4 protein-coding genes are annotated in these 18,767 nt (G+C 71.4%); 3 read left to right on the top strand and 1 reads right to left on the bottom strand.

Annotated features, from left to right (window positions below):
* The first annotated feature begins 42 nt into the window (after nt 1-42).
* On the top strand, nt 43-648 hold the full coding sequence (locus tag AB0G63_RS17520; protein ID WP_360750766.1) for a class I SAM-dependent methyltransferase: 606 nt from the start codon (nt 43-45) through the stop codon (nt 646-648).
* Between the two features lie 240 nt (nt 649-888).
* On the opposite strand, the gene AB0G63_RS17515 is transcribed toward AB0G63_RS17520, so the two are convergent.
* Nucleotides 889-1,215 (bottom strand): hypothetical protein, encoded by a 327-nt coding sequence (locus AB0G63_RS17515; RefSeq protein WP_360750764.1) that lies wholly within the window; start codon nt 1,213-1,215, stop codon nt 889-891.
* Nucleotides 1,216-1,781: 566 nt separating this feature from the next.
* Here AB0G63_RS17515 and AB0G63_RS17510 point away from each other — a divergent pair.
* Together AB0G63_RS17510 and AB0G63_RS17505 are read left to right on the top strand one after the other, a co-directional pair.
* Nucleotides 1,782-6,854 (top strand): amino acid adenylation domain-containing protein, encoded by a 5,073-nt coding sequence (locus AB0G63_RS17510; protein WP_360750762.1) that lies wholly within the window; start codon nt 1,782-1,784, stop codon nt 6,852-6,854.
* Nucleotides 6,851-18,682 carry an amino acid adenylation domain-containing protein gene (locus AB0G63_RS17505; protein WP_360750760.1) on the top strand — a complete coding sequence of 3,944 codons (11,832 nt, stop codon included), beginning with the start codon at nt 6,851-6,853 and terminating at the stop codon, nt 18,680-18,682. Before AB0G63_RS17510 ends, AB0G63_RS17505 begins: the two co-directional genes overlap by 4 nt.
* Nucleotides 18,683-18,767: the final 85 nt, after the last annotated feature.

Here is an 18,767-nt window from a genome sequence, read left to right as displayed (position 1 = left end):
GCCGCTCGTTCGAGCGGCGTACGGCCGACATATAGTTCGGTCATGAGCCGTTGGAACGCGTTGACCGGGGGGACATCCGGAGAAGAGTACGCCGCGAGGTTCGCGGCCCTGGCCCTCAGCGGGAAGGACGTGCACGGTGAGGCGCGGTTCTGCGCCGCTCTCGTACCTGCCGGAGCGCGAGTGCTGGACGCCGGGTGCGGTACCGGACGGGTCATGATCCGGCTTGCGGAGCTCGGGTACGAATGCGTCGGGGTGGATCTTGACGAGTCGATGCTGGCAGTGGCGCGGAAGCAGGCGCCGGACCTGCCCTGGTTCCATACGGATCTGACCGGGTTCGATCCGGCCCTGCTCGGCATCGCTGCAGACTTCGATCTCGTGGTCGCGGCAGGCAACGTCTTCCCGCTGCTCGCCGCCGGCACCGAGGCCACGGTGGTCAAGCGCCTGGCCGCGGCCCTGCGTCCGGGCGGTCTGCTGGTCTCCGGCTTCGGTCTGGACGAGGACCACCTGCCCGTGCCGCCCGGCATCACGCTGGCAGAGTACGACGACTGCTGCACCGAGGCCGGCCTCACCCTCGTCGACCGCTTCGCCGGCTGGGACGCCGATCCTTACGACGGCGGCGGCTATGCCGTCAGTGTCCACTGCCGTTGAGGATGTGCGGGACAGGCGTTGTGCTCGGCCCGGGCCGCGCTGGTGGTCGCGGCGCAGACGGGGCCGGGCGGGCGGCAGCCGCCGGGCGCGCTGAGCACGTCCGCCGTCGTCGGCGCGTTTGACGGTCTCCGGGCTGCCGGTGTTCACCGTCAGGGTGGTGAGCGGGGTTCTTGGGGGAGAGGGGAGGCCCGGTACCGGTCGGGTATCCCCGGTACCGCCCCCCAAGTCGCTCGTCCGACGTCACCACCAGTTGCCGCAGCAGGAGACGCCGCCGCCGGGGCGGTGCAGGCACAGCCGCATCAGGAGCTTCCGGATGTAGCGGTACTTGTTGCTGAAGGACTTGTTGCCGTAGGTCGCCCCGAGGAGGAACTTCCTGCCGTCGAGGCTCGCCTGCGCGACGACCTGGCGGTTGGCGGGGGCGTGGTAGTGGTGGACGGTGCCCCACAGCGTGCCGTGGTAAAGCCCGGGGAAGCCGCTCTGGTGGTACCAGGTCTTGCAGACGTCGGCGTATCCATAACCCCGCTGCGTCCACAGCCTCGTGCACGCTCGGGTACGGAGCGCGACCACGGGGTGGCGGCCGGTTCTCCGGCCGTGACCAGCCCACCGCCGACTGCGGGCCTCCGGAGGCCGACGGGTGATCGAAGAATGCCTCCCAGGCGGGCAGCACATCCTCCGGATCGAGTTCGTCGAAGTCCAGCTCAATGGCGCCTGCTCCGGGGTCGGTTGCAAGCATGACCGCGGCTGTCTGCTCGTCCGGCGCGGCGAAGAGTGTCAGTGTGTTGCTGTGCATACCGGGAGACGGTGACCTGCCGGTGTTCGTCCTTGCCCGGCGGGGCCGGCCCCGGGGGTCGGCCCGAGTCGTGGAAGCCGCTGACTGACAGTCATGTCGAAGCTCCATTGCCGGAGTTGTTACTCGGCGGTGGCCGTGACCGCGGTCCGGGTCGGAGTACGTCGGGGGAGAAATCAGCCAGTGCGAGTAGCAATTACTGGTGACCTGCATATCGTGGCTGATGAAAGGTGTGAAAGATCACTGACCTTGATCACGTACGCACACCGACGCCGGCCGCCGATCCGCCGGGAGGCCTGTGGCCCGACCGCTGAGGCCAGTCGCAGTGTGCAGGGGGAGGGCGGGAATGGCATCAGGTACGGACGTCGTCTGCCGTTTCGTGCGTCGGGCGCGAAGCGCGCCCGACGCGACCGCGGTCGAGTGGTCCGACGGTGCGCTCACCTACGCGGACCTGCTCGACGGGGCGGACCGTCTCGCCGATGAGCTGCGCGACGCAGGGATCGGCACCGAAGACGTGGTGGCGCTCGTGCTCGACCGCTCACCCCTTTTGGTGGTGGCCCAGTTGGCGGTCTGGCGCGCTGGAGCGTGCTTCGTGGTCATCGATGCCGCCACACCCACGTATCGGCTCAACAGCCTGCTCCGGCAATCGGGGGCCGGGGCCGTGGTGGTCGTCTCCGGAAGCCGCCCGGACATCGACCATCCGACGGTCCTGCAGGTCCGGCAGCACGTCCGGCCGCCTTCGGCGGCGTCCGGCCGCGCGGCATCCGCCGAGCCCAGGCAACGCCGTTGTCCGCATCCCGATCAGGGCGCCTACGTGGTGTACACCTCGGGCTCGACCGGTGCGCCCAAAGGGGTCCACATCCCGCACCGCGGACTGGCCGGGCTGGTGGACTGGCACGAGTCGGCCTTCGGTCTTTCCGCGCGGGACCGCACGGCGCTGATCGCCTCCCCGGCCTTCGACGCGAGCGTCTGGGAGATCTGGCCGACCCTGTGCGCGGGCGCCGTTCTCACCGTTCCCGACTCCGACGTGCGCGACTCGCTCACCCGGCTGCGCGACTGGCTGGTCCAGCACTCGGTGACCGTCTGCTTCGCCCCCACGCCCATGGCCGAGGGCCTCATCGAACTGGAGTGGCCCTCGGACACCGCCATGCGCCTGCTGCTCACAGGAGGCGACCGGCTGACCCGGTTCCCTCCGGCCGCCCTGCCCTTCCGGCTGGTCAACAACTACGGTCCGTCCGAATGCACCGTCGTGGCGACCTCCGGCACGGTGACCGTCCGGTCCGCCGGGGAGGACCTGCCCGACATCGGGTCGGCCGTCGGCCGGACCGTCCTGCACGTCCTCGACGAACGGCTGAACCCGGTCCGGGACACCGAGGCCGGGGAGCTGTTCATCGGCGGCCCCGGCGTGGCCAGAGGCTATCTGGGCCGGCCCGATCTCACCGCGGAGCGTTTCCTCCCGGACCCGACCGGCACCGAGCCGGGTGCCCGCCTCTACCGGACGGGTGATCTGGTGCGCAGGAGGGAGGACGGCAGGCTGGAGTTCCTCGGCCGCACGGACCACCAGGTCAAGGTACGTGGCTTTCGTATCGAACTCGGTGAGATCGAGGCCTGTCTGCTGGGCCATTCGCTGGTCCAGTCCGCTGTGGTGCAGGTGGCCGAGAGCGGTCCGTGGGCCGGCGAGCTGATCGCCCATGTCGTGACTGGGTCGGAAGCGGACGTTCAGGCGAGCCGGCTGGAGGAGGTGCTCGGCGAACACCTGCGGACACGGCTGCCCGCGTACATGGTGCCCCGCACTCTCGTCCGGATGACGGCGTTCCCGCTCACCTCCCAGGGCAAGATCGACCGCCGTGCCCTTCCGCTGCCGGAATCCGGCCCCCGGCAGGACCGTGAACTCACCCCGCCGCGCACCGAGCGCGAGCGGATCGTGTCTGACGTCTGGCAGCGCCACCTGGGCGGCAGGACGATCGGCGTACACGACGACTTCCTCGCCCTGGGCGGCCAGTCGCTCGTGGCGATGCGCATTGCCGTGGAGCTGGAGTCCCTGCTCGGGGTGCCGGTGGCACCGCGGACCGTTTTCGAGAACCCCACCGTCGCCGCTCTGGCCAAGGCGCTCGACGCGGCGGGCCCGGCCCCGTCGGCAAGCGTTCCCGTCCCCACGGCGACCCCCGACCCACTGCCACTGTCCGATGCCCAGATGCGCATCTGGTTCATGGAGAAGATGGCACCCGGAAGCGCCCAGTACGTGGTGCCGCTCGCCTTCGAGGTCACGGGAACCCCGCAACCCGAGATCCTGGAACGGGCACTCAACACCCTCGTGCTCCGTCACGAGCCGCTGCATAGCCGTGTCACGGACGACGGATCCGGGCCGAAGTCCTGGCGCGAGCCCCACCTCCGGGTGCCGTTGCACCAGGTGGACCTGAGCGGCTGCCCCGAGCACGTCCGCCGCACCCGGCTCGAGGCCCTGCGCCGGGAGGCCGCACTGCCCTTCGAGCCGGGCAGTGCTCCGATGCTGCGCTGCACGCTGGTCCGGCTCGGCGAAAGGCACCACGAACTGCTGATCGCGGTCCACCACATCGCCTTCGACGGCTGGTCCGTGCGTGTGCTGATGAGCGAACTCGCCGCGGCGTACACCGCTTTCGCGGAGGACCGGCCTCCCGTACTGCCCGAACTGCACGTCCGCCACAGCGACATCACCATGTGGCAGCGCAGCCCCGGACAAGTACAGCAGCTCACCTCCCAACTCGACCACTGGCGTGAGGTCTTCGCCACGCCGCCGCCCGCGCTGGAGCTGCCCGCCGACCGGTCGCGCAAGGACGCCGACGCCCGGCCCGGCAGCAAGATGCGGCAACCGCTGCGACCGGAGCTGCTGCAAGCGGTCCGCACCTTGAGCGGGGACGTGGGCGTCACCCCGTTCGTGGTGTTCTTCACCGCCTACCAGTTGCTGCTGCACCGCTACAGCGGACAGACCGACATCACCACGGGCGTACCGCTGGCCCAGCGGTCCACGCCTGAGTGCCGCCCGCTCATCGGCATGATGACCAACACGCTGCCACTGCGCGTGGACCTCGGCGGAGACCCGACCTCGATCGAGCTGCTGCACCAGGTGCGGCGCACCGTCATGTCCGCCGCCGAACACGGCCAGGTCCCCCTGGAGCGGATCGTGGGCGCCGCCGACGTGGAGCGTGACGCCGTCACCAACCCCCTGTTCCAGACCCTGTTCGTGTACCAGGAGCCGGTGCCCGCGGTCGACGGTCACGGACTGCGCATCGCCTACGAGGGAGAACTGGACAACGGCTGCGCCAAATTCGACCTGTCCCTCTACATCGACTTCCCCGAGTCCGGGCCGGTCCTGATCGTCGAGTACGACACCGGCCTGTTCGACGCCGTCACCATCGAGCGGCTGCTGGACCACTACCAGACGCTGCTCGGGTCCCTCACCCGGGAACCGGCCGACCGGGTGTCCCGGCTCCCGCTGCTGGCGCCCGGGAGCGGCGACGCCGCTTCGGTTCGCGGACCGGATACCGAGGCGCCACCCCTGCCTCTGCACACCCTCTTCGAACGGCAGGCCGCCGCGACACCCGACGCCCCCGCCGTCGAACACGGCGAGGCAGCCCTGACCTATCGCGAACTGGACGAGCAGGCCAACAGGCTCGCGCACCATCTCAGGCGGCTGGGCGCGGGACCTTCCACGCCGGTCGCGGTCTGCCTCGGACGATCCCTGGACCTGCCCCGGGCCGTCCTCGCGATCCTCAAGGCAGGAGCCGCCTATGTGCCCCTGGACCCCGACTACCCCCCGCCCAGGCTCGCCGCGGCCCTGACGGAATCGGCCGCTCCGCTCGTGGTGACCAGGCGTTCCGAGCGGGAGCGGATCCCCGCGGGGGAGCACCGGGTGGTCTGCCTCGACCAGGACGCGCCGTCGATCGCGCGGGAGGCGGCCTCAGCGCCCCCGTCCGAGGCGACCGCCGCGGACCTCGCCTACGTGCTGTTCACGTCCGGGTCGACCGGGACGCCCAAGGGCGTGGCCATGCCCCACCGAGCGGTCTCGAATCTGATCGACTGGCAGCGAACGGCCGGTGAGCTGGGAAGCGCCGCCCGCACCCTCCAGTACTCCTCGCTGAGTTTCGACGTCTCCTGCCAGGAACTCTTCTCCACCTGGGCGGCCGGCGGCACTCTGGTCCTGGTCGACGACCACGTCCGGCGCGACTCCGGCGAACTGCTCCGGTTCCTGCAAAGGCACCGCATCGAACGGGTCTTCCTGCCCTTCGTCGCACTGCACCACCTGGCCGAGGCCTGGGAGCCCGGCATCCCGCTGCGGCTCAGGGAAGTGGTCACGGCCGGCGAACAGCTGCGGATCACGCCGCAGATGCGCGGTTTCTTCGCGGCCCTTCCCGGCAGTTCCCTGCACAACCACTACGGCCCCAGCGAGACCCACGTGGTGACGGCGCACATCCTGCGCGGCAGCCCGGCCCACTGGCCGGACATTCCGCCCATCGGACGCCCGGTGTCCGCGGTGACCGCCAGGGCCCTCGACGACGCCATGCGTCCGGTGCCGCACGGGGTGCCGGGGGAGTTGTGGCTGGGCGGAGCGTGTCTGGCCGACGGCTACCTGAACAGGCCCGAACTGACCGCCGAGCGCTTCCTCACCCTGAGTACCGGAGAGCGCCTCTACCGCACCGGTGACCGGGTCAGGATCCTGCGCGACGGCACGATCGAGTTCCTCGGCCGGACGGACGACCAGGTCAAGATCCGCGGCCACCGGGTGGAACCGGCGGAGGTCGAGGCGGCCCTGTCCCGTCTGGGCGACGTACGTGCCGTGGCCGTCGCTGCCCGCGGAGGCGACGGAGCACAGTACCTCTGCGCGTATGTCGTCCCTCAGGACCCGGTCCACGAGCACAGCCGCCGGCAGCTGGCCGACCGGTACCGTGACGAACTCTCCGGCCGGCTGCCCGAGTACCTGGTGCCGCAGGCGTTCGTCCTCCTCGACGCGCTCCCGCTGACCCCGTCGGGCAAGGTGGACCGCAGGTCCCTGCCGGAACCGGAACCGTTGCGCGGCGGCGCGGCGTCCTCACCACCGCGCGACGCGCTGGAGACCGTGATCGCCCAGGCATGGGCGGACGCACTGAAACTCGAGGACGTGGGCCGTGAGGACCACTTCTTCCGCCTGGGCGGGCACTCACTGATCGCCACGCGCGTCACATCCCACCTGCGCGAGGCGCTCGGCGTCGCGGTGCCGCTCAGGACTCTCTTCCTGAACCCCACCTTGGCCGCCTGCGCCCGCGCCCTGCGCGAGCAGCACGGCACCGACGTTGATCTGGCAGCGGAGGAATACCTCCTGATCACCGGCCTCTCCGACGAGGAGGCCGAGGCCATGTTGCAGGTCGCACTCAGCGGAAACGAGCACGAGGACAGCACCGAATGAGCGATTTCACCGCGCGGCGGCCCCTGACGGACCAGCAGCGCCGCCTGCTGATGGCACGCCGCAGGAAGGCGGCGGCCGCCGACGCCGTCATCGCGCCCCGCGGCAGCGCGGCGTCCACGGCCAGGATGTCCCTCGAACAGCAGAGGCTGTGGTACCTGGACCGCCTGACCCCGGGAAGCAGCCTCTACCTGCTGCCGTCCGCCTTCCGGCTCACCGGGCCGCTGGACGTCCGGGCGATGGAGACGGCGTTCGACTGGCTGATACGGCGGCACACCTCGCTGCGCACCGCCTTCCGCGCCGACGGGGCCGCCTTCCAGCAGGTGATCCGCGAGGCGGAACCCTTCACCCTCGCCGTGACGGACCTGTCGCCCCTGGACGAGGAGACCGCCCGGGCCCGGCTGGCCGAGCACCTCGCGGCAGAGGCCGGCACACCCATGGATCTGTCCTGCGGCGGCCTTCTGCGCGCCCGCCTGCTCCGCATGGGCCCGCAGGAGCACGTCCTGCTCCTGACCCTGCATCACATCGTCGCCGACGAGTGGTCGCTGCAGATCCTGCACCGCGAACTGGGCGCCGCCTACAGCAGCTTCGCCCAGGGCCGCGAGCCCGACCTGGAGCCGCTGACGATCCAGTACGCCGACTTCGCCGAGTGGCAGCACGAGTGGGCCTCGGGCGAGGAACACAGCAGCCACCTCGACTACTGGAGAGGCGCCCTGCGAGGCGCCCCCGCCAGTACCGAACTGCCCACCGACCGTCCCCGTCCCGCGGTCGCCTCCGAGCACGGTACGAGCCTGCCGTTCCGCCTGGGCATCGAGGCCGAGGCCTTCGAGGCGCTGTGCCGGCGCACCGACGCCACTGCGTACACGGTGCTGCTCTCCGCGTTCCTGGTGCTGACGGCCCGTTACAGCGGACGCGAGGACCTGGTGGTCACCACGCCGACGGCCAACCGGGAACGGCCCGAGGTACAGGACCTCATCGGGTTCTTCACCAACACCCTGCCCATCCGGGCGGACCTGTCGGGCCGCCCGGGCTTCGACGAGGTGGTGTCCCGGGTACGCCACACCCTCCTCGACGCCTACGCCCACCAGGCGCTGCCCTTCGACAGCCTGGTGCGGGCGGTGCGGCCGGACCGGAGCCCGGGCCGGCATCCGTTCAGCCAGCTGATGTTCCTCTTCCAGTCGCAGGACGACCGCTCCCCGGACTTCGAGGGGCTGAGTGTCAGCGCGATGGACATGCCCCGGCCGACGGCGAAGTTCGACCTGACCATGGCGGTCCGCCGGACCGCCGACGGGCTCGAGGGACTGCTCGAGTACAGCAGCGAGCTGTTCGAGGATTCGACCGTGCGGGGCTTCCTCGCCCACTACGACCGGCTCCTGACAGCCGCCGCGGACGCCCCGGCGACGAATGTGTGGGAGCTGCCCGTCCTGCCCGCCGACGAGATCGGGGCGTTGCTGTCGGCGGCGTGCGGTGAGCGGGCCGAGACACCCTCCCTCCTCGTGCACGAGCTCTTCGACGCCACGGCGGCGGCCCGGCCGGACGCCGTCGCCGTCCGCGACGCCGCCGGGACCCTGACCTACCGGGAGCTCGCCGAGCGCTCGGAAACCTGGGCCGGAGCCCTTCGCGCACACGGGGTGGCACCCGGTGACCTGGTCGGAGTGTGCCTGGAGAGGGGCATCGACCTGCCGGTGGCCCTGCTCGCGGCGCTCAAGGCGGGAGCCGCCTACGTCCCGCTCGACCCGGACTATCCCGCCGAGAGACTGTCCTACATCCTGCGGGACACCGGAGCCCGTGTGGTGGTCTCCAGCCCGGACGCCGCTCACCACCTCGCGGACGACCGGATCCGGGTACTGACCGCGGCCGACCTGAGCCGCGGCGGCCCCGAAGACCTCCCGGACACGCGCGGTGTCCTCGGCGACGATTTGGCCTACGTCATCTACACGTCCGGCTCGACCGGACGCCCCAAGGGCGTCATGGTCACTCACCGGGGAGTGGTCAACTACCTCCTGTGGGCGAAGGACTTCTACGATGTACGCCCCGAGGACACCGTCCCCGTCCATTCCTCGTTCGCCTTCGACCTGACCGTCACCAGCCTGCTCGTCCCGCTCATCGCCGGGGCGGCGGTGAGGATGCTGCCGCCGACGGCCGGTGCGGCCGATCTCGGCGAGACGCTGCGGGCCGCCCCGCACGGACTGGTGAAGATCACCCCGGCGCACCTGGACATCGTCAACCGCCAGATACCACCGTCCGAGGCCGCGGGCCGGGCGAAGGTCTTCGTCATCGGCGGAGAGGACCTGCGGGCCCAGCAGATCGCGTTCTGGCGCGCGCACGCGCCCGCCACCCGCCTGATCAACGAGTACGGCCCCACCGAGACGGTCGTCGGGTGCGCCGTCCACGAAGTGTCCCCCGGCTCCCCGCACGACGGCTCCGTCCCCATCGGACGCCCGATCGCCAACACCACGCTCCATGTTCTCGACGCGTACCTTCAGCCGGTACCCCCGGGCGTGGTGGGCGAGTTGTACATCGGCGGCCAGGGAGTGGCCCGGGGCTATCTCGACCAGCCCGCCCTCACGGCGGAGCGTTTCGTCCCGGACCCCTTCGGAGCCCCGGGAGGCAGGCTCTACCGCACGGGTGACCTCGCCAGGCGGCTGCCCACGGGTGACCTGCAGTACCTGGGCCGACGCGACCATCAGGTCAAGGTCCGGGGCTTCCGCATCGAACTCGGTGAGATCGAGGCGGCGTTGGCCGGGCTTCCGCAGGTACGGGACGCGGTGGTCGCGCTGCGCGAGGACCGGGCCGGCGACAGGCGGCTGGTGGCCTACGTGACCGCTCGGGCCGCCCCCGGCGAAACCACCGCGGAGAACGCACCGCCGGACCCCGAAGCGCTGCGCGCGGCGCTCGCCGACATCGTGCCCGAGCACATGGTTCCCTCGGTGGTCGTCCTGCTGGACGAACTGCCGCTGACCGTCAACGGCAAGGTGGACCGTCAGGCCCTGCCGGCGCCCAGAACCGCACAGGCAGCCGAACGCCCCGACGACGCCGGCGCCGCCACCGAGGGCAGCCTGGAGCGCACCGTCGCAGCGGCATGGTGCACGGTCCTCGGCCGCGACACCGTCGGACCGCAGGAGAACTTCTTCGAGGCCGGCGGGCATTCGCTGCTGCTGCTGCGACTGCACACCGTGCTCCAGGAGCAGTTCCCCTTCCTCACGGTCACCGATCTCTTCCGCTTCCCCACGGTGCGCGGTCTTGCCCGGCACCTCGCCGCCGCGGACGGGACGTCCGGCGCACCGCGGCCGGCACACGACCAGGAGCCTGCGAAGCCCGCGGCCGAGGCCGAGGCCATCGCCGTCATCGGCATGGCCTGCCGCTTCCCCGACGCGCCCGACGTCCAGAGCTTCTGGCGCAACATCCGTGAGGGCGCGGAGGCGGTGCGCGTCTTCACCGACGAGGAGATCCTCGCCGACGGCGGTGATCCCGGGGAACTCGCCCACCCCGACTACGTGAAGGCCGGGACGGTGCTGGAAGGGATCGACCGGTTCGACGCGTCCCTGTTCGGGTTCACACCGCGTGAGGCGCAGATCCTGGACCCCCAGCACCGCCTGTTCCTGCAGACCTGCTGGGAGGCGCTGGAGCACGCCGGCCGCGCCCCCGGCGAGGTCCCGGCCGCCGTCGGCGTGTTCGCCGGCGCCGGACGCAGCAGCTACCTGATGGAAAACCTGCTGTCCCAGCCCGACCTGGTCAGGTCGGTCGGCGACTACCAGATCGCCCTGAGCACCGAGAAGGACTTCCTGGCCACACGCGCCTCCTACGCACTGGACCTGCGTGGTCCCAGCGTCAGCGTGAGCACGGCCTGCTCCACCTCGCTGGTCGCCGTCCACATGGCGCGGCGCAGTCTGCTCGCCGGGGAGTGCGACATCGCACTGGCCGGCGGGGTGAGCATCGAGGCGGCGCAGCGGCGCGGCTACCTCTACCAGCCCGGCGGCATCGCGTCCCCGGACGGCCACTGCCGTCCCTTCGACGCCGACGCCAAGGGCACCGTCGGCTCCAGCGGTGTGGGCGTCGTCGTCCTCAAGCGCCTGAGCGAGGCCCTCGCCGACGGGGACACCGTATACGCCGTGATCCGGGGTTCGGCCGTCAACAACGACGGCACGGGCAAGGTCGGATACACCGGACCCTCAGTCGGCGGACAGGCCGAGGTGATCAGCAGGGCGCTGGCCGAGGCGGGCGTCCCGGCGCGGACCGTCGGCTATGTGGAAGCCCACGGCACGGCGACGACGCTGGGCGACCCGATCGAGGTCGAAGCCCTGACCGAGGCGTACCGGACGCACACGCCGGACACCCGGTTCTGCGCCCTGGGGTCGGTGAAGTCCAACATCGGCCACACCGACGCCGCCGCGGGCGTCGCCGGGCTCATCAAGACGGTGCTGGCGCTCTGGAACAAGGTGCTTCCCCCCAGCTTGAACTACCGTTCTCCCAACCCCGGGATCGACTTCGCGAACAGCCCGTTCTACGTGAACGCCCAGCGGCAGGCTTGGCCGGAGAACACCACGCCGCGGCGTGCCGGCGTCAGCTCCTTCGGCATGGGCGGAACCAACGCGCACGTCGTCCTCGAGGAGGCACCGGCCCTGCCGCCGGCGCCTTCCGGGCACGAAGCTCCCGCACCCGAACTGCTGATCATGTCGGCGGCCACCCCGACGGCCCTCGACGCGGCCTGCGCGCGCATGGCCGACTTCCTCGGAGGGGACGCGGACGGCTCCCTGCGGGACATCGCCGCCACGCTCCGCACCGGCCGCCGTCAGCTGGCGCACCGGCGGATCCTGGTGGCCCGCGACCGGGACGACGCCCGTGAGGCGCTGCGGACACCACGTTCCGGCAGAATCCACACCGCCAAGGCCGACCGTCCGGCGAACGGAGTCGCCCTGCTCTTCCCCGGGCAGGGCTCCCAGTACGCCTCGATGGGCAGCGGCCTGTACGCGCACGATCCGGTGTACCGGCGCACGGTGGACGAGTGCGCGGAGATTCTCCGCCCGCTGCTCGGCCTTGACCTGCGCACCCTGCTGCAGCCGGCCGTCGATGACCCCCTGGGGGCGCGGCAGCGAGTGCGGCAGACCCGGCTCACCCAGCCGGCGCTGTTCACCGTCGAGTACGCCCTGGCCCGGACCCTGCTCCAGCGGGGCGTCCGGCCGGTCGCCATGGCCGGCCACAGCGTGGGCGAGTTTGTCGCGGCGTGCCTGGCCGGCGTCTTCTCGCTGGAGGACGGCCTGCGGCTGGTGGCCGCGCGTGGGTCCCTGATGCAGGACCTCCCCACGGGCGTCATGGCCGCCGTCCCGCTGCCGGAGGCGGAGGTGCGGGCGATGCTGGGGCCGGAGGTGTCTCTCGCCGCGGTCAACACGGCGGACAGCTGCGTCGTGGCGGGGCCGGACGAGGCGGTGCACGCCTTGCGTGGGGAACTCGCCGGCCGGGGGGTCGAGACGAGGGAACTGCAGACCTCGCACGCCTTCCACTCGGCGATGATGACCCCTGCGGCCACCGCTTTCGAGAAGCTGGCGGGCACCGTGGACCTGCGGCCGCCGACCCTGCGGTACCTCTCCAACGTCACCGGCACCTGGATCACCGCCGAGCAGGCCACGGACCCCGCCTACTGGGCCTCCCAACTACGCGAACCGGTCCGCTTCGCCGACTGCGCCCGCCTGATCACCGAATCCGGGGCGGTCGCCGCGGAGGCCGGGCCCGGCAGCACTCTCACGCGACTGCTCAAACGCCAGGGCCTGGACCCGGCGTGTGCCGTCGCCCTGATGCGCCGTGAGAACGAGGAACATCGAGACGACTACGTCCATTTCCTCGAAGGCGTCGGCAGGATGTGGCTGGCCGGTGCACCGGTCGACTGGCACGCCTTCGGTGCGGACACCCCGGCCCGTCGCATCGCGCTGCCCACCTACCCCTTCGACGAGCAGTCCTATTGGGTGCCCGCCCGGCCCACCGGCCGTGTCCCGGCGGGAGCCGGCCTGCCGGTGCCCTCCGCGCCCGTGGACGAACCCGCCCGTGAAGTCCCGGCGGGTCCGGACGTGCCCGAAGAAGGCGTAGTGCGGCGGCCCGGCGTCGCCACCGAGTACACCGCACCGCGCTCCGTGGCCGAGAAGGCGGTCGCCGCCGTGTGGGAGGACCTGCTCGGCATCGCGCCCGTGGGCGTGCACGACGACTTCTTCGACCTCGGCGGCCACTCCCTCATGGCCACGCAGCTCGCGGCACGCCTGCGCTCCGCCTGCGGCATGGACGTGTCGCTGGACATGCTCTTCGACGAGCCGACCATCGCCGGCCTGGTCGCCCGGTACGGCCCGCCGGCCGGGCAGCCGGAACCCGCGCTCTCCGGCCCCGTCCCGGTCCCGGCCTCCGACGGGCACGACGGCCCCGTACCGCTGTCCTTCGTGCAACGCCGCCTGTGGTTCCTCGACCACGTGCACGCCGACTCGGGTGCCGCGTACGCCATCGCGGCCGGCATCCGGTTGCGCGGCAGACTCGATCTCGCCGTCATGCGCGCGGCCCTCGACGAACTCGTCCGGCGGCACGAGGCTCTCCGCACCGTCTTCCCGGCTCCCGAGGGCGAACCCGTACAGGTGGTCCGCGAGGCGGAAGCAGTGGAACTGCCGTTGATCGACGCGGAGGGCGCCACCGCGCGGGAGCGCGAGACGGACGCCCTGCGCCTGCTGCGGGTGCTCGGCCGCGCCCCCTTCGACCTGGAGCACGGCCCGCTGTTCCGGCCGTCGGTGGTCAGGCTGGAGGAGGACGACCACATCCTGGTCCTCGCCATGCACCACATCGTCTCCGACGGCTGGTCGCTCTCCGTCATCGGCCGGGAACTCGGCAGTCTCTACACCGCGTTCCTCGCGGGCGAACCCTCGCCCCTCCGGGAACTGCCGATCCAGTACCGGGACCACACCCTGTGGGAACGCCGGCAGGTCGCCGAGTCCGGCAGCGCCGACCTCGCGTACTGGACCCGGCGTCTGGAGGGCGCCCCGCCCAGCCTCGACATCCCCACCGACCGGCCGCGGCCGCAGGTGCAGACCTTCGACGGGGCGGTCGTGTCCCGCATCCTGCCCCCCGCGCTCACCGCCGGTCTGCGGCAGCTGAGCCGCGAGCACGGGGCGACGCTCTACATGACCCTGCTCAGCCTGTTCCAGGCCGTACTGTTCCGCTGGTCCGGTCAGCGCGACATCTGCGTGGGCTCCCCGGTGGCCGGGCGCACCCGCGCCGAGCAGGAGGACATGGTCGGCCTGTTCCTCAACACGCTCGTGCTGCGCTCGACGCTGCACGGCAGACAGCCCTTCGGGGAACTGCTGGACCAGGTGCGAGCCACCGCCCGGGAGGCGTTCGCCCACCAGGCGCTGCCCTTCGAGCGGGTGGTGGAGGCGCTCCGCCTGCCCCGGGACCTGAGCCGCAACCCGCTCTTCCAGGTCATGTTCAACCTGCTCAACCTGCCGGAGAAGGAGCTGCGCGTACCGGGCGCCGAAGCGGAGTGGCTCTCGCTCGATCTGCACACCGCCCAGGTGGACCTCGCCCTCTACGTCTACGAGCGCGGTGACGTCCTGGACTGCCGGCTGGAGTACAACACCGATCTGTTCGAGGCGGACACCGCCGAGCGGCTGCTCACCCATCTGGCGAACCTGGCCGACGCCTTCACCGCCGACTCCGCCACCGCCCTGCAGGACGCCGCCCTGCTCAGCCCGGCGGAACTGCGCCGGCAACTCGTCGAGTGGCAGCCGGCTCCGCAGCCGAACCCGTCCGCGCTGCTGCACGAACTGGTCGAGGGCCGGGCGGACCGCACCCCCGACGCCACGGCCGTCAGCCATGGCCGCCGTACCCTGACCTACCGGCAGCTCGACGAGCGTGCCAACCGGATCGCCCACTGGCTCATCGCCCAGGGCATCGAACCCGACACACCGGTCGGCGTGGCACTGGAAAGGTCGGTCGACCTTCCCGCCGTACTGCTGGGCGTGCTCAAGGCCGGCGGCGCCTACGTGCCGCTGGACCCGGCCTACCCCGAGGGGCGCCGCTCCTACATCCTCGGTCACTCGGCGGCGGCAGCCGTCATCACCCAGTCCTCTCTCGCGGCGGACCTCGGGGCGTTCGGCGGCCCCGTGCTCGTCGTGGACGGGGACGGCGACGCGGACGTTCTCACCGGGCTGGACACCGGCAGACCGCACACCGGCCTCAACCAGGAGAACCTCGCGTACCTCCTGTACACCTCGGGGTCGACGGGGAATCCGAAGGGCGTCCGGGTGACCCACCGCTCGGTGGTGAACCTGATCCTCTCCCTGCAGAACGAGCCGGGCATCACCTCGTCGGACGTGCTGACGTCCGTCACCACCTTCGCGTTCGACATATCGGTGTTCGAGCTGTTCGGTCCCCTGACGGTGGGCGCCCGGGTGGTCCTCGCCGACCGGGACGACGTGCAGGACGCCGAGCGGCTGGCGTCCGTCGTCGACGCCGCGGGCACCACGATCCTTCAGGCCACGCCCGCGACCTGGAAGCTGCTGGTCGCCGCCGGCTGGCGGGGACGCCCGGGCCTGCGGGTGATCACCGGCGGCGAACCGCTGCCGCGTGAACTCGCCGCCGCGCTGCACGAGCGGGTGGCCGAGGTGTGGAACATGTACGGCCCCACCGAGACCACGATCTACTCCACCGGCGTCCGCATCGACCCCGGCGACGACATCACCATCGGCAGACCGGTCCGCAACACCCGCGCCTACGTACTGGACCGGTCCCTGCAGCCCGTCCCCCTCGGCGTGGTCGGCGAGTTGTTCATCGCCGGCGACGGCCTGGCCCGCGACTACGCGGGACAGCCGTCCGCCACGGCGGCCGCGTTCGTCCCGGACCCCTTCGGCACCGTCCCCGGCGCCCGGATGTACCGCACCGGCGATCTGGCACGGCTGCGCAAGGACGGCCGCATCGAACTGCTGGGCCGCACCGACTCCCAGGTGAAGGTGCGCGGCTTCCGCATCGAGCTGGGAGAAATCGAGCAGGCGCTCACCGCACACGAGTCGGTGCGCGATGTCGCCGTCGTCGTCCGCGAGGAGACGGGGGAGAAGAACCTGGTGGCCTACGCCACCCTGCGGCGCGGTGCCGCGCAGCCCGACCTCGCCGCGTGGCGGTCCTTCCTCCGCCGCAGGCTGCCGGACTACATGGTCCCCTCCGCCTTCGTGGTCATGCCCGTCATGCCGCTGACCCCCAACGGCAAGATCGACCGGCGCGCCCTGCCCGCTCCCACCACCGCACAGCGGGAGTCACTCGGCACCGCGCCGCGAACTCGCCTGGAGACGGCGCTGACCCGGCGATGGGCGGAGATCCTCGGCATCGAATCCGTCGGCATCGACGAGAACTTCTTCGATCTCGGCGGCGACTCCTTCAAGGCCGTACTCGCCGTCAAGGCCGCACGCGAACACGGCGTGGACACCAGCGTGCTGGAACTGTTCCGCAACCCCACCGTCCAGGCGCTGACCTCCGGCGACTCCACCGAGCGGGAGGACCGGCCGCAGGGCCTGCTGCACCGGCTCACGCCGCCGGACAGGAAGGCCGAGCGCTCCCTCGTCTGCATTCCCTTCGCCGGCGGCGGCGCCATCACCTACCAGGCACTGGCGGCCGCGATGCCGCAGGACGCCGAACTGTGGGCCCTGGAGCCGCCCGGACACGACATCAACCGTCCAGAAGAACCCCAGCTTCCGCTCCTGGAGGTCGCCCGGCGCTGCGCCGACGCGGTCAAGGAGCACGTACGGGGCAGCATCACGCTGTACGGGCACTGCATGGGCGGGGCCACCACCATGGCGGTCGCCCGCTTCCTCGAGGACGACGGCGTGCCCATCGACCGGATCGTCATCGGCGGGCACTTCCCCGCGCCCCGGCTGCCGGGGAAGCTGTCGCGCTGGGCACGCCGGGTCTTCCCCATGGAGCGCTGGACCTCCCGCCGCCAGGCACTGGACTTCCTGCGCGCCATGGGCTTCTTCACCGATGTCCTCGACGAGCGGGAGAAGGACTTCCTCATGCGGGTCTTCCTCAGGGACACGCAGGAAGGCGAGGACTACTACTCCGCCGTCTACCAGGACGCCGGCTTCACCGCGCTCAAGACGCCCATCGACTGCGTCGTCGGTGACCGGGACCGGGCCACGGAGCTCTACCAGGAACGCGTCAGCGAGTGGCACCACTTCTCCGACGAGGTGCGCCTCCACGTGATCGAGGGGGCGGGTCACTACTTCCAGAAGCACCAGGCGGCCGAACTGGTGGAGATCGTCGCCCCACCGCGCACTACGGGAGAGCCACGGCCGGACCCGGCCGCCGACGGTGAGCCGCCGGTTCCCGGCGCGGACGGGCCCGCGCCGGCCGGGGAAGCACCCGCCACCCCGCCCCGTACGCGGGACGCGGCGTCAGCCCCGGCCCCCGCCCGCACGTCACGGCTGCTCACACCACCAGAGGGCGTGACCGTCCCACCGCCGCGGACTGCTCCCTCCCTGCGGTCCTTCGGGCTGATCGCGGCCGGACAGGCCGCCTCACTGATCGGGACCGCGCTGACGAGCTTCGCCCTGGGCCTGTGGGTGTACCAGCGCACCGCCTCGGTCTCGCTGTTCGCCCTGGTCTCGATGATGGCGCTGGTGCCCGCGGTGGTGCTGGCACCGGTCGCCGGCGCCGTCGCCGACCGGTTCTCCCGGCGCACGGTCATGGCACTGGCGGACACCGCCGCCGCCTGCGGAACCCTCGGACTCGGTGTACTGCTGTGGACGGGCCGGCTCGAACTCTGGCACGTCTACACCGCGGTCACCGTCGGGGCCGTGGCCAACGCCTTCCAGCAACCCGCGTACGCCGCGGCCATCACCCAGCTGGTTCCCAAGCGGTACTACGGCAAGGCCAACGGCATCGCCCAACTGGGCACCGCGGGCGCCACGATTCTCGGCCCGCTGTTCGGCGGGGCGCTGGCCGCTGCCATCGGTCTGCGCGGAGTGGTCCTGATCGACCTCGCCACCTTCGCCATCGGCGTCACGGCCACCTTGACGGTCCACTTCCCCGCCGCCCTGTACAACAAGCGCGAGGAGTCCTTCGGCCGGGAGGTCCTCGGCGGGTGGCGCTACATCGTCAAGCGCAGGGGCCTGATCGCGATCATCACCGTCACGGCTGTGCTCAACTTCCTGTTCGGCATGGTCGAAGTCCTCACCACCCCCTTGGTCCTGTCCTTCGGCAGTGCCGCCACGCTGGGCCTGGTACTGGCCGCGAGCGGCGCCGGTCTGCTGACGGGCGGCCTGATCATGTCGGTCTGGGGCGGCTTCGTCCGCAGAACCACCGGAATCATCGGGGCCATGGGCCTCATCGGGGTCTCGATGCTCGTGATCGGTCTTCGTCCGCATCCCGCGTTCCCGGCCCTGGGCCTGTTCGGAATGGGCCTGGCCACCGCTCTGCTGAACACGCACTGGCTCTCTCTGGTCCAGGCGAAGGTGGGACTGGAACTGCAGGGCCGCGTCGTGGCCACGACCCTGATGTGCAGCTGGGCGATGGTGCCGGCCGGATTCCTGGCGGCCGGCCCGCTCGCCGAGCGGGTCTTCGAACCGCTGCTCGCTCCCTCCGGTGAACTCGCCGGCTCCATCGGCAGGCTCATCGGAACGGGAGAGGGCCGGGGGGTCGCCCTGCTGGCGATCACCGCGGGCGTCTGCGCCCTGCTGCTGTCCCTGACGGCGTACCGGTACGAGCGAATCCGTCTTCTCGAGGACCAGTTGCCCGACGCGATCCCGGACCCGGTCATCAGCGGGAGCAAGGACGATCTGCAGGCCGCGGCCGACCGACGGCTGGCAGCCTGACGCACCGCCGGGGGGGGGGGGCCGCGGGGGGGGCCCCCCCCCCGCCCGGCCTCAAAAACCCAACAAAAAAAACAAAAAAATTTTA

Origin of the sequence: Streptomyces sp. NPDC020996 (genome assembly GCF_040641355.1) — a bacterium.
GTDB lineage: Bacteria > Actinomycetota > Actinomycetes > Streptomycetales > Streptomycetaceae > Streptomyces.
This window is presented reverse-complemented; position numbering and strand designations above follow the sequence as displayed.

Excerpts from the sequence above, each read along its gene's own strand:
- AB0G63_RS17520 (WP_360750766.1), top strand. The coding sequence starts at position 43 with ATGAGCCGTTGGAACGCGTTGACCGGGGGGACATCCGGAGAAGAGTAC.
- AB0G63_RS17510 (WP_360750762.1), top strand. The coding sequence starts at position 1,782 with ATGGCATCAGGTACGGACGTCGTCTGCCGTTTCGTGCGTCGGGCGCGA.
- AB0G63_RS17505 (WP_360750760.1), top strand. The coding sequence starts at position 6,851 with ATGAGCGATTTCACCGCGCGGCGGCCCCTGACGGACCAGCAGCGCCGC.